This is a genomic window from Streptomyces paromomycinus (assembly GCF_003865155.1).
Classification (GTDB): Bacteria; Actinomycetota; Actinomycetes; order Streptomycetales; family Streptomycetaceae; genus Streptomyces; species Streptomyces chrestomyceticus.
In genome coordinates this window covers 4,420,014-4,442,267 of sequence record NZ_BHZD01000001.1, presented here as the reverse complement: position 1 = coordinate 4,442,267, position 22,254 = coordinate 4,420,014, and the positions used below count along the sequence as shown (strand labels likewise).

At 63.8% G+C, this 22,254-nt stretch carries 14 protein-coding genes and 2 pseudogenes; 6 read left to right on the top strand and 10 right to left on the bottom strand.

Features of this window, described 5'->3' with window-relative positions; translation table 11 throughout:
- Nucleotides 1-547: 547 nt before the first annotated feature.
- The 6 genes from OEIGOIKO_RS18530 to OEIGOIKO_RS18505 form a co-directional block, all read right to left on the bottom strand.
- Nucleotides 548-1,849, bottom strand: a complete 1,302-nt coding sequence (locus OEIGOIKO_RS18530) for a DNA sulfur modification protein DndB (RefSeq protein WP_125054998.1) — start codon at nucleotides 1,847-1,849, stop codon at nucleotides 548-550.
- Nucleotides 1,850-1,876: 27 nt separating this feature from the next.
- Nucleotides 1,877-2,482 (bottom strand): GIY-YIG nuclease family protein, encoded by a 606-nt coding sequence (locus tag OEIGOIKO_RS18525; protein ID WP_125054997.1) that lies wholly within the window; start codon nucleotides 2,480-2,482, stop codon nucleotides 1,877-1,879.
- A 143-nt stretch (nucleotides 2,483-2,625) separates the two neighbouring features.
- A complete protein-coding gene (locus OEIGOIKO_RS18520; protein ID WP_125054996.1) occupies nucleotides 2,626-3,459 on the bottom strand; it encodes a phosphoadenosine phosphosulfate reductase family protein in 834 nt (277 codons plus the stop codon).
- 2 nt (nucleotides 3,460-3,461) lie between these two features.
- Nucleotides 3,462-7,031, bottom strand: coding sequence for an ATP-binding protein (locus OEIGOIKO_RS18515; RefSeq protein ID WP_125054995.1), 3,570 nt, complete (start codon nucleotides 7,029-7,031; stop codon nucleotides 3,462-3,464).
- Nucleotides 7,028-8,125: a DUF4007 family protein gene (locus tag OEIGOIKO_RS18510; RefSeq protein WP_125054994.1), complete on the bottom strand. Its 1,098-nt coding sequence runs from the start codon at nucleotides 8,123-8,125 to the stop codon at nucleotides 7,028-7,030. Before OEIGOIKO_RS18510 ends, OEIGOIKO_RS18515 begins: the two co-directional genes overlap by 4 nt.
- Before the next feature lie 58 nt (nucleotides 8,126-8,183).
- Entirely contained in the window at nucleotides 8,184-9,353 is a 1,170-nt protein-coding gene (locus tag OEIGOIKO_RS18505; RefSeq protein WP_125054993.1) for a cysteine desulfurase family protein, read from the bottom strand.
- A gap of 515 nt (nucleotides 9,354-9,868) precedes the next feature.
- On the opposite strand from OEIGOIKO_RS18505, the gene OEIGOIKO_RS18500 reads away from it, so the two are divergent.
- The 5 genes from OEIGOIKO_RS18500 (at nucleotide 9,869) to OEIGOIKO_RS18480 (ending at nucleotide 16,025) form a co-directional block, all read left to right on the top strand.
- Nucleotides 9,869-11,425 (top strand): DEAD/DEAH box helicase, encoded by a 1,557-nt coding sequence (locus OEIGOIKO_RS18500; RefSeq protein WP_246177407.1) that lies wholly within the window; start codon nucleotides 9,869-9,871, stop codon nucleotides 11,423-11,425.
- On the top strand, nucleotides 11,422-13,290 hold the full coding sequence (locus OEIGOIKO_RS18495; RefSeq protein ID WP_125054991.1) for an ATP-binding protein: 1,869 nt from the start codon (nucleotides 11,422-11,424) through the stop codon (nucleotides 13,288-13,290). The genes OEIGOIKO_RS18500 and OEIGOIKO_RS18495 overlap by 4 nt, the downstream gene beginning before the upstream one ends.
- Nucleotides 13,287-14,198, top strand: coding sequence for a phospholipase D family protein (locus OEIGOIKO_RS18490; RefSeq protein ID WP_125054990.1), 912 nt, complete (start codon nucleotides 13,287-13,289; stop codon nucleotides 14,196-14,198). Before OEIGOIKO_RS18495 ends, OEIGOIKO_RS18490 begins: the two co-directional genes overlap by 4 nt.
- A gap of 145 nt (nucleotides 14,199-14,343) precedes the next feature.
- The gene (locus OEIGOIKO_RS18485; protein WP_125054989.1) at nucleotides 14,344-15,021 is read left to right on the top strand and encodes a hypothetical protein; all 678 of its coding nucleotides are present in this window, start codon (nucleotides 14,344-14,346) and stop codon (nucleotides 15,019-15,021) included.
- A 203-nt stretch (nucleotides 15,022-15,224) separates the two neighbouring features.
- Nucleotides 15,225-16,025 carry a phosphoadenosine phosphosulfate reductase gene (locus OEIGOIKO_RS18480; RefSeq protein ID WP_125054988.1) on the top strand — a complete coding sequence of 267 codons (801 nt, stop codon included), beginning with the start codon at nucleotides 15,225-15,227 and terminating at the stop codon, nucleotides 16,023-16,025.
- An 81-nt stretch (nucleotides 16,026-16,106) separates the two neighbouring features.
- On the opposite strand, the gene OEIGOIKO_RS18475 is transcribed toward OEIGOIKO_RS18480, so the two are convergent.
- Both OEIGOIKO_RS18475 and OEIGOIKO_RS18470 read right to left on the bottom strand, forming a co-directional pair.
- Nucleotides 16,107-17,546, bottom strand: a complete 1,440-nt coding sequence (locus tag OEIGOIKO_RS18475; RefSeq protein ID WP_125058776.1) for a DNA phosphorothioation-associated putative methyltransferase — start codon at nucleotides 17,544-17,546, stop codon at nucleotides 16,107-16,109.
- Nucleotides 17,547-17,678: 132 nt separating this feature from the next.
- Nucleotides 17,679-18,698, bottom strand: a complete 1,020-nt coding sequence (locus tag OEIGOIKO_RS18470; RefSeq protein WP_125054987.1) for a hypothetical protein — start codon at nucleotides 18,696-18,698, stop codon at nucleotides 17,679-17,681.
- 448 nt (nucleotides 18,699-19,146) lie between these two features.
- On the opposite strand from OEIGOIKO_RS18470, the gene OEIGOIKO_RS18465 reads away from it, so the two are divergent.
- Nucleotides 19,147-19,968 carry a hypothetical protein gene (locus OEIGOIKO_RS18465; RefSeq protein WP_125054986.1) on the top strand — a complete coding sequence of 274 codons (822 nt, stop codon included), beginning with the start codon at nucleotides 19,147-19,149 and terminating at the stop codon, nucleotides 19,966-19,968.
- Between the two features lie 89 nt (nucleotides 19,969-20,057).
- Here OEIGOIKO_RS18465 and OEIGOIKO_RS18460 read toward each other — a convergent pair.
- Together OEIGOIKO_RS18460 and OEIGOIKO_RS18455 are read right to left on the bottom strand one after the other, a co-directional pair.
- Nucleotides 20,058-21,278 (bottom strand): annotated as a pseudogene (locus OEIGOIKO_RS18460) (tyrosine-type recombinase/integrase); the annotation flags it as partial.
- A gap of 33 nt (nucleotides 21,279-21,311) precedes the next feature.
- A pseudogene (locus tag OEIGOIKO_RS18455) lies at nucleotides 21,312-22,238 on the bottom strand (IS630 family transposase); the annotation flags it as partial.
- Between the last annotated feature and the right edge of the window lie 16 nt (nucleotides 22,239-22,254).

Below are 22,254 nucleotides of genomic sequence, written 5' to 3'. Positions count from 1 at the left end.
GCTCCACCTGGCGGCAAGTCGGCTGGCCGGAAGATCGCAAGAGGGTTCGGTCGTGTACGTGATGCTTTCAACGCGGAGGCCGACGAGTTTTCCCTCGGCGTCCGTGAGGACAGCGTGTAGCCCCTGGAGGGCGAGGGCGCGATCTGCCTTCGAATGGGCTGGAGGTGAAGGCGCCCACCGAGACGAATACCGGCAGGGTCCTGGCGTTGCAGGCCGGCCCGTACGGGTTTGAAAACCTATGCCAGCGGACGCTCATCGGACGGTACAAAAATGCGCTCCTTCACGTCTGAGGAGGGAGCCGAGCGCCCGGACCCTGCGTTCCTCCACGCCTCGGGCTAGCTCCACGCCAGCAATGAGGATTCCGGTCGGCAATCTGCTCAGGACCGAGCGCAACCTGCAAATCGCGTCACTCGTCCAAGGTACTCCCGGAGTCTCGCGCGGGAGCTCGGTGCTGATGTGTTACGGAGCCCCCGCCGGAGCATCTGATGCCCTGACGGCGGGACCTATTGCGACCGTTCACTGAAGCCCACTCGAGATGGTGACTAGTTCAGTCAGAATCGACCGGAAGAAGGGTGGAGAGCGACTCCATCGGGACGGGATACTTAGTCTTCATGATGTCGGAGTAGGAACGAAGTGCCCGGCTGATCTGCACCTTTGTGCGCGGGGCGAGGTGGACTAGAAGCAGGTCATAGAGAAGTTGGGTGTGGTCCTTGCCACTGGCCATCTTTCCCTTCGCCTTGCCGTCAGGGGTCTCGATCCACATCGACGAGAACGGAGCCGAAGTCATCTTCCAGTCGAGATCCGAGAGGCGCTTCATCAGGCCTTCCCACTCCAGCGTCTCCTGCTCCAAGACGTGGCGTACTGCTCGTGCCACCGCCACTTGGACGGCTGGGCGCATGAAGGGATGGCCGGCACCGTCTCGGCCCTTCGGCGCGCGCACGTCTTTGGGAGCTTGAGCGGTGAGGTAGCGCTGACGCAGATTTCCACAGGAGTCGAGGAGCTCCTGGACGCGTGTAGCCAGGATTTCGTAGCTCTGATCGAGGACCTCATCCGTGGCCCGCTGGTTCGACTCGTTCAGAGTGCACGGGAGATCGAAGCCGATCTCCTTGACGATGTCGTAGAGAACACCGATGGCGCTCCAGGCGGGGCTCGCAGGGGAAATCGAGCGGGACGCGAGCACAAGTTCGCCCTCCTGACCGACCTTGCTGAACACGTTGACAACCTTGTCCCGGCTCAGGAACTCGTGCTCATCAAGGAGCTGGCGGGTAAGGATTGCGAAGCTGTCGTCCTCGTCGAGAGCGATGTTTTCTTGGGCGTTGGTGCTCTTGGCGTTGCGGTTGATGTTCGTGAACAACCGCCGCGTGCGGCGACGCCCGTCGGGAGTGTTGAAGTGCGGCACGACGATGACGTTGATGTCTTCGCCGCCCAGGTCAGGGTCGCGCTTGACCGCATCCTTGATCGCCTTGAGCCGGTGCTGGCCGTCAAGGGCGAAGAACTGCTGGGTCCCGTCGAATGTGAGTACACCGAAGTTGCGGTCGAGGCCATCAAGTACAGCCTGGTTCTCCGCGTCTGCATCCATGGTCAGTTCGAGATAGTTGGGATCCCCGCCCCAGACGGCGATGATGATGGCCCCGAGGAAGCGGTTCTCGTTGGTCAGCAGGTAGTCGGTGATCTGAGCGGTGCGGGTGCCGACACCACGTTGGATCATGGTGCCAAGGTCCTGGTTCCCTCCGAGTTCATGCGCGAAGTTGATCTCTCGCGCTACCTGCGCGTAGCTCATCAGGCAGGAGTAGTAGGTCCAGTTGCCCACCTGGGCCTTGAAGGCGGGGACGAAGGTCTTGGATGCCATGTCTTCCTCGATGTCGGGATGCTGAAGTCAGCTATCGCGCAGGGCTGGTTGGGGGACGCGGCTGAGCCGAGCACGCAGCTTCGGCCGGTTCTGGTTGTTGAGAGGTGGGTTGTACAAGGTGATCAGACGGGCCTCAAGATTTTTGATCTTGGCGCGGTCCTCAACCGTCGCGAACCAGAACTCCAGCGGGCGCAGGGCAAGGTAGTGCGTGAGGCGCCCGACACGGGTGGTTGGAGGCTCCTCGGTCCAGAGATGCTCGGGATTGCCTCGAAGGTGCTTCTTGTAATCCTTGTACCGATTCCGCAACGTGTTGCCGCGCTGGCCTGACCCACCTGCCTGGCCTATGTAGAGCACCTGGTGAAAGCTGCTCCGTGTGTCGTCAGCCATCGCCAGGCTGATCGACGGACGCCAGACGAACATGTAGAGCCCGGCCTCATCAGGAAGTGCGTCGCCGAGGCTCTCGACTGCGAGGGCATGCTCCCAGAGAGAGGCATGCTCCTCCAGGTCGTCCTGCAGAACTCGATGGGCTGGGACATCGAGCATGGGAGCGATGCCCAGTTGGATGTCCAGCGAAGGGCCGGCTTCAGCGCGGTGGCGGATGACGGAGCGCACGTGGGTGTTTGGTGTCGCCATTCCTCAAGGCACTCCGGCTGCATGGGTGGTAGACGGAGGAACATCCTTACACGCGGCACTGACAGTCGGTGCGATGAGACGAAAGTAGGCCCCGATAGTGATCGACCGTCACTATCGGGGCTCACTGGGCACCTTGGGGCCAATCAGAGGTGGCAGACCGAGCAGCCGGCCTCGTCGTCGTCCGCGTCCAGGGCGTCGGACAGGACCTCCAACAGTGGTCGGTTCGGCTTGACTCGCTTGGCCGCGCGCTCCAAAGCGGCCTCGTGCTTCGCCTGGATCTCCTCGCGGCGCTCTATCAGCTCGGGAAGAGATTCCCCTTGAGACCAGGTGTAGTCCCGCCCCTGCATCGCCGTGTGCCGGTACCGGACCTTGTCCTCGTAGGCGACGGCCTTGTCGTACAGCTCAGGGTGCCGGTCCTTGAGGCCGACCCACTCGTGCTTGCGCTGGAAGAAGCAGAAGTAGCAGCCCGAGCGGGTGCGCCACTCGTAGTAGCCGGGCAGACCGATGCCGGCCTCGTCGAGGATGCGCATGACGCCGTCCTTGTCGATGCCGTCCTCGCGGAAGGGGAACACGGCTTCGATGTTGGGCTTGGTGCTCACGTAGCCCAGTCGGTTCTCATCCGCACGGATGGCGACGTAGGAGATCACCTCGTCATCACCGACCCACTCCTCCAGCGGCTTGATCTTCAGATTCTTGGTGCACCAGCGCATCTGAGGACTCGGCAGAGTGCCCTGGTACACCTCCATCCAGTGATCGAAGTCGCGATCGGCGTTGAGCCGCACGATGGGCTTGCCGAGTGCCGCCTCAAGACGGTTGAGGTATTCGTAAGTCTCCGGAAGCTCGGCTCCCGTGTCGCAGAAGAAGTACTCCATCTCCGGAACCCGGTCACGCATGTGGATCGCAAGGGCAGAGGAGTCCTTGCCTCCCGAAATACCCAAGACGTGCCGGACCTTCTTGGGAGTTGCGTCGTCAGCCATGGTCACTCAGTCCTCTCTGCGTCGGTTGTTGCCGCGGGCTCGGTGACGCGCTGGGCGAGGGCGGCGAGCAGGATGCGGGCGCCGTCAGGACCGAGCATCTTCCTAGCTTGCTCTACGACACTGACAGCGAGGTGCTCGGCCTCCTGCCGGGACTGTTCCGGAACATAGATCAGAGTGCGTTGCTCGGCTCCGTCCGTGTCGGTGAGGGTAAGGAGCCTTGCTTCAAGCACCTCGTCCCGGACGTCTGCGTGTGAGCGGCTCTGGTACAGGTGGCTCACTCGGTCGAGAGCCGAGGCCATCTCCTTGACCCGGCGGGGGAAGACGGTCGCGTCGGTGTCGGACCAGTCACCGAGAGCGGAGTTCGACAGCCGTACGATCAACGGGTCGAGCCAGTCCTCGTCAGTCAGTACCTCGTTGAGGGCAATGGCGACGAACCCCTTGAGCTCCAGGCTCAGAGAAACACCGACGAAGCCTTCCAACCGAGTGGCCAGCGCTCGGCGCAGTTCCGACAGCGAGGCCGGCAGGCGGAACTCCCTGCTGATGACCTCGATGACTTCATCTCGCAGCGCCTGTTCTGCACCAGAGATCTCGGCGATCGCGGCAGCGAGCCGGTCTGCATAGCCCTTGTTCCCTGGAGTGGACCGGCGCGCTTCGGGGGCGATGGAGTCCATGCCAAGTGCCTTGGGCAGGGCGACGAAGAGCAGTTCGTCTGGGTCCTGTGCCACGAGCAGCGCATCGCGGACCTCGATTGCGTCTGCGCTGATACGGCGGGTACGCCGAGCGTACGGAGTAAGCACCATCACGCGCTCCAACAACGCGCGCGTGACTGCGAGGAGGGCTGGATTGCGCAGGGCCTGGGAGCGAGGCGAATCAACCTTTAGAGCGGCGGACAGGCTCTTCACGACGCTCTGCCGTAGGCCGTCACCGAGTGGCGTGGACTTCACCGCGAATCGCTGAGGCGCCTTGACCATGCGTTCAACGATGTCGGGCGTCAGCCGTGGCAGGTAAGTACCGTCTTCGAACAGGGCGACATCGTCGCTGCGCACGATGAGCGCCGTGACGATCAGCAGGGGTACCACGCCTGCCTTGACCCCGTAGGGCGGCGCCATGACGACACGGATGATCTCATCGAGGCCGGTGCGCTTGTGTGCCTCCGTGAGCGCAGTCTCCAGGGCATTCCAGACCGGGAGGGTGTGAGGGTGCGCCTCGCTGGGACGGGAGAAGCCGTAGGGGAGGAAGAACGTCGATGGGTCGTCGTCTGGCGTACCGCGGTTTTCCCTGTGCAGGCCCATGTATTCCAGGGCGCCGCTGTACATGGCGCGTTCGGCCGGGTACTTCTTGATCCCGAGGTATTGCTCTCCGGACTTGAGCAGCATCGCGGTGAGCAACTCGCGTCGAGACTTTGCACCCTGGCTCGTGAGCTCGTGGCGACCTAGCATTTCGTTGCGGATGTGCGGAGCGGCGGAGAACACCTCGTCGCATGCAATCGAGACGAGACCACTGAGACTTCGGCCTTGGATTTCCTCGCCCTTTGAGGAATCGGCGGGCATTCCCGAACGCCACAGTCGCCAGGTAGCGCTCTTGGATAGCGGGAAGAAAGCCGCGTCAAGCAGTTGTACCAGCTCGTTCTGGGCGGCTGCTGCGCGATCCTTGACCTCGCGTACCGCGACTGAGTCCAAAGACGTGTCCAGTAGCAGATCTTGCAGGGCAACGAGATTGCTCGCAGCCTTAAGGACGAGTTCTGGTTTTTCTGTGACGCCGAGTACCACTGGGAGGGCCGAGTCGACGACGGGTCGGTCGTTCACAGCTCCCAGATGGAAGAGAAGCAACCCATCTGCCTGGACGTTGAGCTCGTCCGGGCCTTGGACACGCTTGGTCTCGGAGCTGGTGACATGGACGAAGAACGTGCGCAGCATGCCAGTGACCTGATTGTGGCGGCCGGCGGCAACGGCAAGTGGGAGGTAGTCGGCCAACTTGCGAACGACCGAGGGCGTGTCGAGATGGTTGAGGATCTCCTTGACGCGGCCATCGATATCGAAATCTGTGCCACGCCACACGCGATACTCGCTGCTGAATTGCCGGTACACGAGGAAACCTCGCGTAACCAAACTCTGAAGCTGGCTCTCCAGGTCCGTAAACTTCTCGGAATCGATACCCTCAGTAGGACCGTGTAGCGCAAAGAAGATCATTGCTGCACTGGCGCGAAGCGCGCCATCAGAGTCGAGCAGGTTGAGCATGCCGATGGTGCGCAGAAGATCCTGATCTGCCGGTGACAGACCTGTGGCTTCATTGATACGCGATTCGATCTCGACCCAACGGCTAGCTTTGCTGGATGCAAGCAGCGAGGTGCGTCCAGAATTGAGGAAGAATTCGAAAAGCTGCGGCAGCCGAATGGTGTCAGCCTGACGGGACTTCTCGCTGGAGAATCGCTCCAGAGACCGTCGAACCGTGTTGGGTTCGTCGCTGTTCAGGAAGCTCGACAGGCTGCGATCGTGCTGGCCGATTTGCGCAGCCAGGAGCGGGGCTGTTACGGCGGTTAGAGGGTGCAGGGGGTACAGGTCCTCGAAGTCCTGCGCCTTGAGGTCGACGAAGACGTTGAGTCCGTGCTTGATCCATGCGGCTTCGGCGGCTTCGGCTTGCGTCTGGATAAGCCTGCGACCAGAGTCGGATACACCCGACTGATCGATCCGACGACGCATCAGCTGGACCGCGTCACCTAGGTGAGGCGAGAACGTGATGTCCTCAAACCGCCCTTGGATCTTGGCCCACTCGCGAGTCTGGAGTTGGCTTGAATGGGCCGCATAGTCCATAAAGGACAAGTGCTGCAGCGTCATCATAAACAGGGGAAGGCCCTGTGGTCCCGCGCCCTTCTCGGCCAGTTCCTGCAGCAGAAACAGGTCATCCTTAGCGCTGGCGAGATCGCTGTTGCCGGCCAGATGCTCCAGCGTCTTGCCGAACTCATCAACGATCAGCAGCAGTGGCTGGTGATCGCAGAGCGTGACCACAGCATCCAGAATGTTCTGCGACGTGACGGCGGCAGGATCTGCGCAAGCAGCGAGGGCAGCACTGACAGCCTTGGGCGCGCGGCTCTTCCAGCGGCGCCGAGCCGCAGTGTGCAGAGCTCGGGAAAGAGTGACAGCAAGGGGTTCCCGGCGCGCGGTGGCAACGGCACCGAGGAAGCCTGCTGGTGCGAATTCCGCCCGATTGGCAGTGAGGCGCTGCTTCAGACCGACGCTGGTGGCACCGAGTACCTCTTCCGCCTCGGCACGGCGGTCACCATCAGGGCCCAGCAGAGCCTCAATGAAATTCGCCAAGGTGGACTTGCCGGATCCGTAAGGCCCCGTGAATGACCAAGATCGAGTGCGGCGGAGATCACTAAGGGCGTTGGTGACCCGGTCGACGACGTCTACAGCCCGCGCTCCGACGTAGGGAGAGTGCAACCCCTCCTCGACATCGCGCTCCAGATTGGTGGAGCGCATCTGCGAGCCAACAAGGCTGATGCCACCCGGAAACTTCGGTGCGGCAGGGGCCTGTCGGACATAGCTAGGCCGCGTGGGAGTTGCGGTGGTCACACGGTCTCCTCGATCAGAGCGAGCTGCGGGTCGATGAAGTCTTGCTGCTTGAGCTCGCGCTTTTCAGCTTCGGCGAGCTTCGGATACTTGCGCGCCCATTCCTCGCGAGTGGGGAAGTCGGGCCTGTCACGAACCTTGTCGTACTGCTCGTCGAGCACGTCCCAGGCAAGGTCAAATGGGTTGGACGCAAAGGTCAGGCTGCGCTGGCCTACTGCTTCTACGAGCTGCAGTTCAGAGTGCTCCGCGGCGACCTTCCCCAGGGCCGCGGCGATGTCGGTCTCGCGGATGCGGAAGGCGCGTCCGGGAGCACCGGGCTCGTTCGCCAAGCGCGCCAAGGAGATCGAGCCTGCGCTGCGCGCTGTGCGGGCTGCGTAGTCCAGGCACGCATAGGCGATGATGCGGGGCGGCAGTGAGGTGCGGGAACCGCTGGTGAATTCCCATTCGCTGCTGCCACGCTGGCCTACTTGCTCCAGCAACCCGAGCTCACGGAATGGGCAGGAGAGAAGGTCCTCGAATGCCCCCGGCGCCCCGCCCTTCAGCCGCTGAGCCGGGACGTACATCTTGGTGATGCAGTCGACGTCTTTCGTGATGGAGGCTTCGACCGGTCCTTCAGGGAAGGAGAGGTTTACGTATCGCACGATGACCTGGGTCAGATCCGCCAACGTGAACCGGGAGAAGGGAGCTAGGTGGAATGCTACGTACCACGAGGGCGCCCAACTCTTTGCCCCAGGCCGAGAGGACAGAAGCCACCAGTGAAGAAGCCACAGACTGCCGAGCTCTTCCAGGTAGGGGTCGGCTCCGTCCTCGTCTAGCAGCCATCGCGCCTCCCACGTTGGGTAAGACAGCATGGCCCTGGAGTTGGCGTCATCGCCGTAGTGCTCCCGGGTGAGCTTGAAGGCGCGGGACCAGTAACGCATGGCGTAGACCATGTTCTTGCCAACGCCGAGCTGAACGGGGGCATCATCCGCGAGGAACGCCTCGGGGTTGTTTTTCACCTGCATGTACGCCTTGTGGAGCCACCCGAAGCGCGGAGCGAACGTCTCGTGGCGCGCGAAGGAGGAATGGGCGGCTTCGGCGAGCCGACTGTCTGACATGCGATGAATCTCCGTGTACGTTCGGATTTTGGTGGGCGTCAGGGCTAGGTGACTCAGTTCAGATCGGGATCGCCATGGTGGCGCGCACCTGCCGGACGGCCCGAATCGTGGAGGCGATGGCCTGATCAACGTCCGCCCGGGTTGACGCGTACCCAAGAGAGAACCGGACAGTGGAGTCGGCCTCTTCCCGGCTACGCCCCATAGCCAGAAGCACGTGGCTCGGACTCGGTGCACCGGAGGAGCATGCGCTTCCCTCGGACGCGGCGACATCTGGCATCGCAGTGAGGACGGCATCGGCAGGGGCACCGTGGAATGTGATGCTGGTAACGCCAGGTAGCCGGCGGCCGAGCGCACCGTTGATCCGGCAGTCGCCGAGCTGCTCAACGAGAGCGTTCTCCAGCAGGTCACGGAGGTGTGTGACCCGGGTGCTTTCTTCCGCCAGGTCGTGGTGGGCTGCTGCTGCCGCCGCTCCCGCACCCGCGATGCCGGCCACGTTGAGCGTCCCGGCTCGCCAGCCACGCTCTTGCCCCCCGCCGAAGATCAACGGCTGATAGGGCAGAGAGATGCCGCGGCGGACGAAAAGGGCACCTACGCCTTGTGGGCCACCGAACTTGTGAGCCGACAGGGACAGCAAGTCCACGTCGATCCCGGCGAGGTCGATGGGTAGCCGGCCCACCATCTGGGTGGCGTCGGTGTGGAAAAGAGCACCCGCTGCATGCGCTGCTTCCGCAAGGGGCGAGAGGTCGGTCAAGACGCCCGTCTCGTTGTTCGCGGCCATCAGGGAAACGATCGCCACATCGCCTGCCGACAGAGCGTCATGGAGGCCGTCTAGATCCACCAGGCCGTCCACATCCACCGGCAACAGCTTGAGTGTGTTAGGCGTGCTTGCCGTAAGGTTTTTGGCGGTTTCGAGCACTGCGGGGTGCTCGACTGTGCTCGTAATCACAGTCCCGCCAGCGCTGTGTGCGGCTCGCAGTGCAAGGTTGTTGGCTTCAGTGGCCCCAGACGTGAAGACGATCTCGCCAGGAGAGCAGTTCACCAGATCAGCGACTTGGTGGCGGGCTTCGTCGACTCGCTGTGCGGCGTCACGGCCGGAACGATGCGTGCTTGACGCGTTACCCACCGTCTGCATCGCGGCGAGAGTGGCCTCTCGTGCTGCGGGTCGCATCGGCGCCGTAGCGTTGTAGTCGAGATAGGCCAGACCTGAACTGAGTGTCCGTTCTGTCATAATCCACCCCGCTTCTTTCGGCTCCGTCTGACCAACTGGTGGCTGCTCGCGACGGCGCGACAGCTTCCACCAGTTGTCAACGGTGATCCTAGCTGTCAGCGGATGCGGGTGGGACGCAGGCACGGCTTTCGCGCGTTTGGCGAACGCATGTGACTGCTACTGACTGAACATATGTTCGCATCTTGGGCGCTTCACGGCCACCGACAAACGCCAATTGGAGTGGCGGAGTTGGGCGGACAGACCTGCGACCGACCCGGCGGCATCAATCGCCGATCCACCGGATTGTGCTGAGCCCGCCTCGGCTGTCAGCGGTCAGGACTAGGGTTGATCACGGGCTGAACCTCTTGTGGCATAGGGGCGTGGCGCCTGAGGGGTAAATGATCTGGTAAGGGGACGGGGATGAGCGCGGTAGGAGTGCGACGAGCAGTCGAGGCGCGGACGAGCTGGGGGACGCTGTGATCGGGTCTCCGGGCATCGCGTTTCAGGTCGTTTTTGACGCGGCTCCTCTGCCCTACGTGCGCCGCCTGCTCGGCGAGCATGCTTGCGAACTCCTTGAGCTCCTGCAGGAGGGCTCGGTTGAGGGCGCCATCAGGAAGGTCGCAGCGTCCGCTATTTCTCCGGAACGGTTGATCGGCGATCCCGCGGAGCGAGGAGAGCTGCTGGATCTGCTTCCAGAGGACAAAAAGGTGGAGCTGGCCGAGCGCCTCGGCTGGAACGGGGCGCCCTCGCCGAGTGCCTTCTTGGCTGCGCTGCCTTGGTCGCTCGAAGAGCGCCGCGCCTTTCTTGGGTTCCTGGGGCTCGTCGTTGACCGAGCGCCCGAGGCTCCTGTGTCCTCCCGTAGGCCTGCCGAGCCGGTTTACGGCCTGTTCCCGCATCAGAGGCGCGCGGCTGCTGAAGTGCGGCGCCTTCTCTACTCCGGCGAGCGCCGCACCGTACTGCACTTGCCGACCGGGGTCGGCAAGACCCGTACCGGGATGAACCTGATCTGCGACCACCTTCGGCATAACGAGCTCACGCTGGTCGTGTGGCTAGCCCGAGGGCGCGAGCTGCTTGAACAGGCCGCTCTGGAGTTCGAGCGGGCATGGGCGTCTCTGGGTAATCGCGAGGTCACGGTGACGCGCATGTGGGGGGATGCCCCTACTGATCTTGATGAACTTACCGACGGCATCGTCGTACTTGGACTGGAGAAGGCAGGCGCGGCTGCAAAGAGCGTGCCGGGCTTCCTCGACCAACTCGCGCTCCGGACCACGCTCACCGTCTTCGATGAAGCCCATCAGGCCATCGCACCCACGTACCGCCGGGTGGTCGAAGCTCTTACTCTCCGTAGCGATTCAAGCCTCCTGGGATTGACCGCCACGCCAGGGAGAACGTGGGCTGACATCTCCGAGGATGAGAAGCTCGCGGACTTCTTCGCGCGCCAGAAGGTGATGCTGGAGATCGACGGCTACGACAATCCTGTCACCGCACTCATCGAGCAGGGTTACCTGGCCCGCCCAGACTTTCGCACGGTTGCGGCTGACTCCGGGATGAAGCTCAGCGCCCGGGACAAGGAAGCACTCGCCGCGTCCTTTGACATCCCCGATGAGCTGATCGCGCAGCTCGCGGACAATGTGCAGTGGAACCTCCAGGTCGTCCGCACGGTGCTCGACCTCAGCGAACAGCACCGGCGCATACTGCTGTTCGCTGCGTCGGTCGAACACAGCCGCCTGCTCGTCGCCATCTTGAACATGTTCGGAGTCGACGCCGAACAGGTCACGGGTGAATCCTCAACGCGTCATCGCGATCGCGTCATCAACCGCTTCAAGGGTCCCGGGACCCGTCCTATGGTGCTGTCCAACTACGGCGTACTCACTACAGGTTTCGATGCTCCCGCGGCGAGCGCCGCCGTGATCGCCCGTCCTACCCGCTCACTCGTGCTGTACAGCCAGATGGTGGGCCGCGTCATCCGCGGTCCTAAGGCTGGCGGCACCTCAACTTGCGACGTCGTAACCGTCGTCGACCCCGCGCTCCCGGGCTTCGGAGACGTGGCAGAGGCATTCACCAACTGGGAAGACGTATGGAAGGCTCGATGACATCCAAGTACTCGATCGTCACATCCGACCTGACGGTCAAGGCCCTGCAGGACAGCGGATACAAGTCCACGGCGCACGCCATCGCCGAGCTGATCGACAACGGCATCGAGGCCGGAGCCGACCTTGTGGAGCTGTTCGTCGTCGAGTCGACTGACCGTCCATCGCAGCGCTCACGGCATCGGGTCGAGAAGATCGCCGTACTCGACAACGGCAGCGGTATGGACCCCGAGACGCTTCGGCAGTCCCTCCGCTTCGGCGCCGGCACACGGCAACACCGTAAGGGAATAGGGCGCTTTGGAGTCGGCCTGCCCAACTCGAGTATCTCCCAGTGCGACCGCGTCGATGTCTGGTCCTGGACCAATGGACCCGACAACGCGCTGCACACGCATCTCGACCTCACAGAGGTGCGTGGTGGACTCGAAGAGGTTCCGGAGCCCAAGCTCGACGCCGTCCCAGATGAATGGCAGGCGCTCGCCGAGGGATTGGGGACAAGCGGCACGCTGGTGCAGTGGACGGAGCTGGAGCGGGTCCAGTGGCGTGGCGCAGAGGCAACTCTGTCCAACACCGAGAGCTTGATCGGCCGTATCTACCGCAGGCTGATCGCAGACGGGACCCGCATCAAACTGGTACCCGCTCGCGGGTGGGCTCCCCTATCAGGCGTACATGATGCACGCCCCAACGATCCGCTCTACCTGATGTCCCCAAGCGCGACACCCGCTCCCTTCGACAGTAAACCGATGTTCCGTCCCTTCGGCGCCGGCAACGTCGGCGAGATCGGCGTCGAACGGTTCATGGTGCGAGGAGCCGACGGAGACGAGCACCCCGTCTTCGTCCGCTCGTCGATTGCTGTCGATGCCGCGCGACGCCCGGACATCGCAGGTGAGGAATGGCCCAAAACCGTATCCCCGAGCCTCGCTCCCGGTGAGGCCCCGTGGGGCAAGCACGCCGCCAAGAATCTCGGCATCTCGCTGATCCGCGCCGACCGTGAACTGGACCTCGACACCGGCTGGACGAACTCCTACGACCCCGTCGAACGCTGGTGGGGTGTGGAAATCGACTTCCCGCCTGCGCTGGACGAAGTCTTCGGCGTCACCAACAACAAGCAATCCGCGTTGATCTTCTCCGACCTCGCCCACTTCAACTGGCGAGAAGAAGCAGCCGGCCTCACCTGGGACGAGTTCCGCGAGCAACTCCGCGAGGAGGGGGACCGGCGACTCCCACTCATCGAGATCGTCTACCACATCCGTGAGAAGCTTCTCGGCAAGCTGCGCTCCGACCTCGCAGACCAGACCCGGGGCACGCGCGCCAACCGGAAGCGGCACGAGGACGTGGAGACGAAGGCCGAGGAAGCGGTAAAGCGGCGTCGTGTGGAGACCAAGCCGAGCTTCACCGACACGCTCGCCGAGCAGGTCACCGAGGAAGAGAGCAAGGAACTCCAGCTCGAAAACCTCGTGGAGACCCACAAGTACACGCCCGCTGACGCGCAGCGGATCATTGAGGAGTCAATCCAGCAGGGCAAGCACGTCCGCCTGCTGGCAAGCCGTAACCCGGACTCGCCGGCCTTCTTCAACATCGACTACATCCCCAACCTGCTGCAGGTGACCCTCAACCAGGATCACCCGGTCTACGCCGACCTCATCGCCGTGCTCGACGGCGACATCGATGGTGCAAGCAAGGAAGAGCTCGCGGACCGGCTGCGGAGTGCGGCTGGAGCCTTCAAGCTCCTGCTCATGTCGTGGGCGCGGTTCGAGGACGAGCTGCCTGACAAGCCCCGGGAACGGGCGAAGAAGATGCGACAGGACTGGGGCCGGATTGCCAGCGACTTCCTCGGCGCGGACGAGGCCGATGACGAGGACGATGAGTGACCCGAGACCATATCTGGCAACAGATTGAGCAGCTCCTCCACGGTGCGACTCGTGAAGTGCTCCTGGTGGCTCCCTTCATCAAGAAGGAGACCTTCCAGGCTGTTCTCGCCGCAGTGCCGGCCACCGTGGAACGCGTTCAGTGCGTTACGCGATGGTCCGTTGCCGAGGTCGCGGCGGGAGTGTCCGACCCGGAAATCGCAGAACTCGCTGAGGCCGACGGCCGGGTGGAGATCTCGCTCTGCCACAACCTCCACGCCAAGCTGTACGCCGCTGACGACCGTTGCCTTGTCGGTTCTGCCAACCTCACCGGCAAGGCAACCGGGCGAGTCCCGGCTACGAACATCGAGCTGCTCATCGAAGCTGAGCTCGCGCACGCCGAGGTGCGGCGAGTGCTCGATGCCATCGACTTAGCCGCTGTGCCGGGCACGGTGGAGCTCGCACGCCAGATCCGGGAGCAGGCCGACCTCGTACGGGACGATGAAGACGCCCCGCAGATGCTTGTGATCGCAGAGAGCGAGACCGCTGCGCGCTGGCTGCCGGAAACCAGGAACCCGGAGCGCCTCTACCGGGTCTACAACGGCCGGCACCGAAACGTCGCCAGCGATGTCCTCGCCGGGGTGCTGCGCGACCTCGTCCACATGGACATCCCCCCGGGGCTGTCGGAGCAGGACTTTGGCGCGGAGGTTCTCTCTCGACTGCGTTTGCTGCCCGAGGTCCGCACACTTGCCGAAAACGGGACCCTGAACCTCGATGAGGCGAAGAGTGCGCTGATCGACGGAAGCCTCCACACGCCAGACCAGGCGCAACGGGCGGTGGAGACGATCGCCAAGTGGCTGAGCTACTTCGACGAGGTGTACCTCGTACCCGTTGGTCCGTGGGAGATCCGGCAAGGAAAAGAGATCAGGTGACAGCGCTGGTGGGCCGACGGACACGTCCAGCGTTCGCCGGCCCACAACCCGACCGCGGGTAGGACACCGGGATCAGGCCGGGCTTGCAGGTGAGCGATATCTTTATCGGATCTCGTACGCTTCCTCGGGGCCTTCGTCTGCCACGATGATCGAAAAGGTGCTGTGCATGGTGGCGGTCCGCAAGCCGTATCTGCTTGGGCACGCCGAGATCGCCTCCCTGTACGGGGTGGAACGCCAGACCTCGCAGAAGTGGAAAACCGACGGTACGTTGGCGGAACCTGATCTGGTGATCTCCGGGAACCCGTACTGGCTCCTGACCACGGTGCTTCAGCTCAGCGTCGACGGCTCCCGGGAGGTCACAGAGCAACGTCTGGCTGAGTACGAAGCCAGCATCCCCGGCGGATCTCGCACCGACCCCGAGGAGCAACTCCCTGTCATCGTAGGGACCATGGAAGTGGCCAAGATCCTCGGCCGAGACAAGCAGGCGATCTCCCGGTGGCGCCACCGCAAACAGATCGCGGCGTCTGACTATGAGTTGTCCGGATCGCCCCTGTGGCTCATGGAGACCGTCCTGGCGGATGCCACTGCCCGTGGCCGTGCCATCGTGCAGGTAGAAGTGGAGAGCCTCCGCGAAGGAGGACGGGGTTTCCAGAAGCCCCGAGGACGTCGAAGCACCTCCCCGGCGGCTCGTCCGCGGCAGACGCCGCTGCCACGCGCCCGGACGTTCACCAGGGAACAGAGCGGCGAGGCCGCTAGTTTCCTAGCCGCCGTCCTTGAACAAGGCCACTCAGTCGTGATTCGGCCCCAGCGCCAGAAGCCTTAGCCCTGAGCGGCGGTCAGTCGCATCCTTCACCCACGCAGTGCGGTAGGCGAGGCTTGCTGTCTAGGTTGGAATAAACAGTTGATGTAGGAGTTTGCGTCTATAGAAACTTCCACCCGCGACTGATTGGGAGCTCGTATGCCAGACACACACATCCGCGACCTGGAACCTGCGAAGAAGGACCTTCACCGCTCGGAGATCGCCTCATGAAGGTCATTTCGTATGGCGGTGGCGTGCAGTCGACCGCCCTGTTGGTCCTCGCGGCCCGGCGCGAGATCGAGTACCCGACCTTCCTCTTTGCCAATGTGGGAGACGACAGCGAACACCCTGCGACCTTGGCATACGTTCGCGAAGTAGCCCTGCCGTACGCCACCCGTGCTGGCCTCGACCTGCAACAGCTGGATCGCCGTCGCCGGGACGGATCTACTGAGACCTTGATGCAGAGGCTCAACAGGCCGGACACCCGGTCGATCCCGATACCTGTCCGAATGGCCAACGGAGCCCCGGGCCGCCGATCGTGCACTGCCGACTTCAAGATCAAGGTCGTGGGTCGTTGGCTACGTGAGCACGGGGCGACGGCGCTCTCCCCGGCCACCGTGGGCATCGGCATATCGCTCGACGAAATCCACCGTGCCAACCGTCGGCGCTCCGAGGCGCATGAGCAGATCGAGTACCCGCTTCTCGATCTGCACCTGCGTAGAAGCGACTGCGAGCGCATCATCGAGGATGCAGGACTTCCGGTCCCGCCGAAGAGCGCCTGCTTCTTCTGCCCCTTTCGCACCGTAGATGCATGGCGCCGCCAGCGCAGGGATGAGCCGGAGCTGTTCATGGCGGCTGCTCGGTTGGAGGAGACGATCAACGAGCGACGAGCAGCACTCGGACGGGACTCTGCGTACTTGACGCGATATGGCCGCCCCTTGACTGAGGCCATACCGGCGTGCGGAGTTGAGGAGGACGTCGAAGACCCCGGTGAAGGTGATTGCGACTCCGGATGGTGCATGACCTGACTGGCGTGAGCACCGGGGTGCTGGAGGGCGGATGGCCCGTCCTCCAGCACTCTGGAGAACAGCGGACCTTCGCCGAGTTGATCAAATCTCAGGGCGGAGGATCAGGCGATGCCCCCTGAGTGATCGGCCGGTGCGCACGAGTTCCCGCTCCCAGCCCGCTTCATTGCCGATGAGGTGTGGTTGCTCGTACAAGCCAGCGCTGACCTCGGCTTCGGTCAACCTCTGGTACTTGGGGACATCTGGATCGTCCGGGGCAAGGAACTCGTGCTTACGGTGCAGCAGTGGCCGGTTGTTCGAGTCTGTGTACGACATGTGGGAAGCCTTCAACGTTCCCAAATCAACGGCGTAAGAGGACGAGAGCCGGGGATGAGGATCGGAGTCGAACTCGGGGTAGTCAAGCCAGCTCACACCACGACCCTGGTGGCGGAGCTTGACGACGGACCACGAGGGAGGACGGCCGGCAGCGATGCTTGCGCACTGTTCGTAGAGGCGCAGGATGGTCGGGATCCGGGACATCGCCCTGCGATGCACGTACAGGGCAGTGGCTGTGAACTTGCCGGCCACTGAGCCGTTCATGGCACGGCGTACATACGCGTCGTCGCGCAGTTTGAAGAGCAGCCGGTCCGCCCGTTGGCATGCCTCTGTGTAGGACGAGAAGAAGGCCCGAATGTCCAATTGGACAGGAATCGGGAGACTGCTAGCCGGACCGCGGCCGTGGAAGAGCTCGACTGCGAGGAAGAGCAGGGTGTCTAGAGCTGAGCGCTTGGCGCCGGCCTCGACTTTCAACGGATCAGCGGCCTGCTCAGCGAACCGCTTGAGTTCCTGAGGCCGCATGTGGCCAAGAAGCCCCGTGACAGGCCACGGCATTTCTTCCAGCTGCGGCAGCCGGCCACGCTGTTCAAGATGGTCCACGACGGCAGTGATGGCGGACGCGGTGTCATCGGAAGCGAGCCAGGCGGCGTCAGGCGCGACCTGACGAGCGAGATATGCGAGGCGGGCTTCATCGCTTCTGAAGGCGTAAACGATGCCAGGGGCTGCCGAGATGCAGCGGACCGCCGTCACATCTTGGACGAGGTCCCGCAGCTCGCTCGCTGCGAAGAGGTGCTGAAAGGTGTTGCGGCTCGTAAGGATGCCGTCGCCGTATTCCGTGCCCTTGACCTGGTTCCGCTCCCAACGGAGCCGGGCGGAAACTACGAGAGCAGCCTTCGTGTGGTCCCATGCCTTCGCGAGAGTCGCGCGGCGTTCATCAGGCTTCTCGATGACGTTGAGGACGTACGTGAGAAGCACGACGTCGGAGAGCCTGAGTTCACCGTCAGGACGATGCACAGGGTCCCAGCCGGAGACATCAAGGCCGAGGTGCTCAAGAGCGCGAACATCGCCACCACGGCCACAGCCGTAGTCCAGGACCTGAATGCCGTTGGGCATCTGCAGGTCCATCACAGCTTGACGAGCGGGGGCAGAGAGCCCCACCCTTCCGATGGCAGACTGATGCCTCTGGCTGCTCCAGGGTTGCAGTGTCATCGGCGCTTCCCGTGAGTCGAGGGGCAGATCGACGTACAACAGCATTGAACCGTACGCCGTTGCCACTCGGCGGAGATCCAACCGACGAGGACCGAAGTGAACAAGGGGCCACTTACGGTATGGCAGACAGGTTCAGGAGGCCATGCGGTTGGTTGTCCGCAGAACGTATGAGAGAACCGAAGCAAGTCTCACGAACAGATAATCGACAGCCGCGGAGTTAGGCAGCTCGGCCTGGCCGTGCTCGTGATGCCGGATGGTGAAACTGTTACCAGTGTCTGTCAACATCTTGAACTCAGAGTTCAACAACTCGCGGTACGGCTCAGAGCCACAGGCTGCACGATCGAGCAGCTGACTGGCTGATTCCTTCTTGCTGCTGCCGCTACCGAGCTCTAGAGTCTTGAGCCGCTCGAATCCGTCCCAGAGCTTCTCGACCGCGTTGCGTCGATCGCGGGGGTCCCTGGAGACGAAGAGGGCCAACGCATCGGTGAGTTTGGCGTCGAGGTCTTCGTCTCCGGTGGCGGGCCGAAAGTCTGTGATGAGCGGTCGCGCCTCGGGTGGGCCGAGCCGCTGAACCCGAAAGTCCTCGCCCAAGGTGAACGCGATGCCGCTTCTGGCGAAGAGAAGGTCGATGTCCTCCTGAAACTGACCTTGCCCCGGCCTCTGATCGTCAAGTCGCTCCCTGGAGCTGAAGAAGTAGTGGGGGTGGTCGCCGTTCCAAGGGTGATGCGTGGTCCGGGACGGCTTCTCGATGTGTCGGGCAATGAAGTCGATCACGTCCAGCGCTGTGACCGTGTCAGGAGACTGTGTCGGGTTCAACAGGTCATCGATCCGTGGCTGCGAGCCTCCGCTGAGGGCACTGATGCCAAACGGATCCTCTGCTTCAGAGTTCGCACTTGCTGAGAGGGCAGACAGATCCGGGACGTGGGCCAGGAGCGAAGAGGCGAACATCGCATCGTCCACGCCGGTGATGACGCTATGACCGGAATGGTCGTCTGAGCAGTCGTACGCGGGGAAATCGCAGGCCAGAAAGCCGTTACCGATCAGTCGGTGAATCAGTGCGACGACTCCTCCCCAGGCTGCTGGAGAAACCTCCTCGCTGACACGAGGCTTGCCCTGGCCTAGGCGGTCGGAGTAGAAGTCGCTGGGAGTCACAGAGCCCAGCTTGTCAGCAAGCAGTGCAGTTGACCAACGACGTTTATCGCAGAGGTCGTCGCGCCTGTGCGATCTCGACAGACCATGCCAGCATGCTGCCGACGAGGGACTGCTCGCGCAGGTTCGAATTCCGAAGGCGGCTCCGAAGAGGCCCGCAATAGATAGCTTCTGACCTCGGCCTTTGCGCTTTCATGATCCATTCTCGATGTGATGCGTTCTGCTCGGGCCCTGTGATCGCTTCCGGTGGACAGGCGTGCAGCGGGCGTGCAAAGCGGTGGGCACGCGGGGGCAACGGCGATGGGAGGGCAACTCCAGGAGTGCATCCGCGGTCCACGGGCCGGCCGCGCCCCGTTGAGAGCGTCTTGGGGGGTTCCTATAAACCGACGTCGTCACCGCGCCGCCTGGTAGAGAATCGGTCGGTCGGAAGACCACGGTGGAGGGGGCGGTCGTGGACGTGATGCGCTCCGACGCGGAGGCCGGCGAATTCGTCCTCGGCGTCCGGGAGGAGAGCGTCCAGCTCCTTCGGGGCATGGGCACGATCTGTCTGCAGGTCGGGCTGGATGTGAAGGCACCCAGTGCGACGAAGGCCGGCAGGTTCCTGGCTCTCCAGACCGATCTGTACGGGATCGCGAACCCCTATCAGCGGACGCTCGTCGGACGGGGCACGGAAGTGCTCGCGTTCACGCCGGAGACCGGAGTCGAGCGGCCCGTCCTCAAGTTCCTCCTCACCTCGGCCCAACTCCACGCCATCAACGAGGCTCGCGACGGTGACCTCCGAATGGAACTGGAGGTCACCGGCACGCTTCCGCAGGCCCCCGGCTACCCTGGTAGCACGACGGAGGTCCTGCACTTCAGCGTGGCAAAGAGCCGCTGGATCGAACAGGTCTCCGCCCTCGGCCCCGCAGTCGCGTTCGAGATGCAGGTCCCGTTCCCGTTGGAGGACGACCCCCGCGCGACGCCCGCCCGGTTCCTGCGCGCAGCCCAGCGCCGACTTCTGGACGACGACATCGAAGGCGCGATCCTGGAGGCCCGTCGCGCGCTTGAATGGATCAAGGACCACAGCGGCTGGAAGTGGCCCGGCGGTAAGGACAGGTTGCAGCGCACGCAGGACGAACGCTGGGCTTGGATCCGTCTCGCGGTCGAGGACCAGACGAGCGCAGCGGTTCACAAGGACGCGGTGACGTCGGCGTTCACCTACAGCCGGGACGAGGCGAAAGCGCTGATCGCCATCGCCGCAGCGCTGTTGACGGTCGTGGATGACCCTCTCTGAGCAGCCCAGCGAGGCCGTGAAGCGGCTTCGCGCACAAGCCGGAGCCCCGGTCAGCTTCCCTCTGACCGGGGCTCCTTCTCCGTCCACCGTCAGGCGGAACGATTCTGCTGGGTCGCGTCGTCCTTACGTGGCGGCGCCATCCTCGGCAGGCGAGACGCGGGGTCTACCTGCGGCACGACGTCCGGAACAGCCGCCAGCGCCTTACGCGCATGAGGGACGAGCTGCACGACCTTCTCGGCGGCGTCACGCGCCAGGTCGTCGAGGACCGACTGGTAGATGTCCCGCGTGATCCGCGTGTCCGAATGGCCGAGGGTCTCCGAGACGACCTTGATGTCGACGCCCGCCGCGAGCATCAGCGTCGCAACGACGTGCCGGAGGTCATGAAAGCGGATCGGCGGAAGGCCAGCCGCCTCCACGAGGCGCTCGAACAGATCGCTGACCTTGCCCGGGTGGAGGAGAGAGCCGTCCTCCTGGGTGAAGATCCGACCGGTGTTCTGCCAGCCCTCACCCCATGCCTCGCGCTCGGTCTGCTGGCGCGCCTTGTGCGTGAGGAGGCCCTCGTTGGTCTCGCCGTCCAGGGCGATCAGTCGGAGGCCGCTGTCGGTCTTGGGCGCACCCTCGTGGACCTCCCAGCCGTCTTGGATGAGCTGCGTGGCGATGGCCAGCGAGCAGTGTTTCGCGGAGTAGTCCTCCCAGCGGACACCGCACGCCTCTCCTCGCCGAGTACCGCGAAACGCAATGAGTCGCCAGAGCAAGTACAGCCGGTCTCCCGCGACGAAGTCGAGGAAGACGGCGGTCTGCTCCGGGGTCCAGACCATGACCGGCGACGGCCGCTTACCGGTCTCCTGCCAACGAGTGATGCGCTCCTCGGTCCAGACAAGGGCCTTCGGCTTGGTACCGGGCAGCAGCTCGACGTGAGCGGCCGGGTTGAAGGCGGGCATGACCTGCTGAGCGATGGCAACGTTGAGCGCGGTCCGGAGCGTGTCGCGGATGTGAGGCTGGGTGTTCAGCCCGGTGACTCGACGGAACGGCGGCATCGCGTCGAGCTGTGCGCGGAACCACTTCCGGCGCGCCCGGTTCTCGGCTCCCTTGTTCGGGGTGGCCTTCAGCTCGTCGGCGACCGCGCGTCGCTGGGCGTTCTGCTCCTGGATCTCGATGTTCCGCTCGTTGATGGCGTCGAACATCTTGTCGATGTGGTGGACTCGGAGCTTGTCGAGGCGAAGGTGCCCGAGGTGCGGCTTGAGGTGGACGCGGATGTCGCATTCGTAGCGCGACGCACCGCCACGGCGCAGACGTTTCCGCCCGGCTAGTGCTGTGACCGGGAAGGTTTGCCGGGTTGGTGGTCAGGCCGCGGCAGGCAATGGTCTGCCGCCCCAGCGGACGCCTTTTTCGCTGCGGATGCGGGCGCGTTCGCGTCGTTGGGCGGCGAGGATGTCGGGGTGACGGGTGTGCTGGTTGCGCCAGCGCAGGTAGGCGTGCAGGGCTCTGGTCTGGACGGTGTGGTTTGGATGGTCGGAGTTGGCGAGGGTGAACTGCCGCAGGGGCCCGAAGTGGGCCTCGATGGGGTTGGCCCACGACGCATAGGTCGGGGTGAAGCACAGCTCGACGTTCTTGCGGACTGCCCACCTGCGGATGCGCCAGTTCAGGTGGGCGGAGAGGTTGTCGAGGATCACGTAGACCGGGGCGCCGTCGGGGCGGGCCGCGCGGATCGACCGCAGGGCGGCCCAGGTATGGTCGATGCCTTTGCGCTTGCGGTTGACGCCCCACAGTTTGTCGTCGCCGACCGAGTAGCAGCCGTGGAAGTAGGTGATGCCGTGGGTGCGGCGGAACGTGGCCGGCAGCCGCTCGGGCCTGCCGCGTCCGGCCCAGCAGGAGCCGGCAGTGGGGCGGATGCCCAGCGGCCCGAACTCGTCGAACGCGAACGTGCGGTCCGCGCGCTCATTGAGCGCGTACTCGATGTGTTCCAGCTTGGCGTCGAACGTCGGGTCCGGGGACTCCTTCCAGGTCTTGGTGCGCTGGAAGGAGATCCCCCGGCGGGCCAGCAGGCAGCGCAGTGTCTCCCGGCCGATCCGGACGGGCCTGGCGGCGTCGCGGCGCAGGTGATCGGCGAGTTTGCGGACCGACCAGCGGGTGAAGGGCTTGCCCAGCACAGTGGGGCGGGTGGCGGCCGTCCGGACGACGAAGTCCTCGTCGTCACCGCTCAGCAGGCGGGGACGGCCTCCCGTCCACTGAGGGTCCAGGCATGCGAGCCCGATCTCGTTGAAGCGGTAGCAGCGACGCTACTAT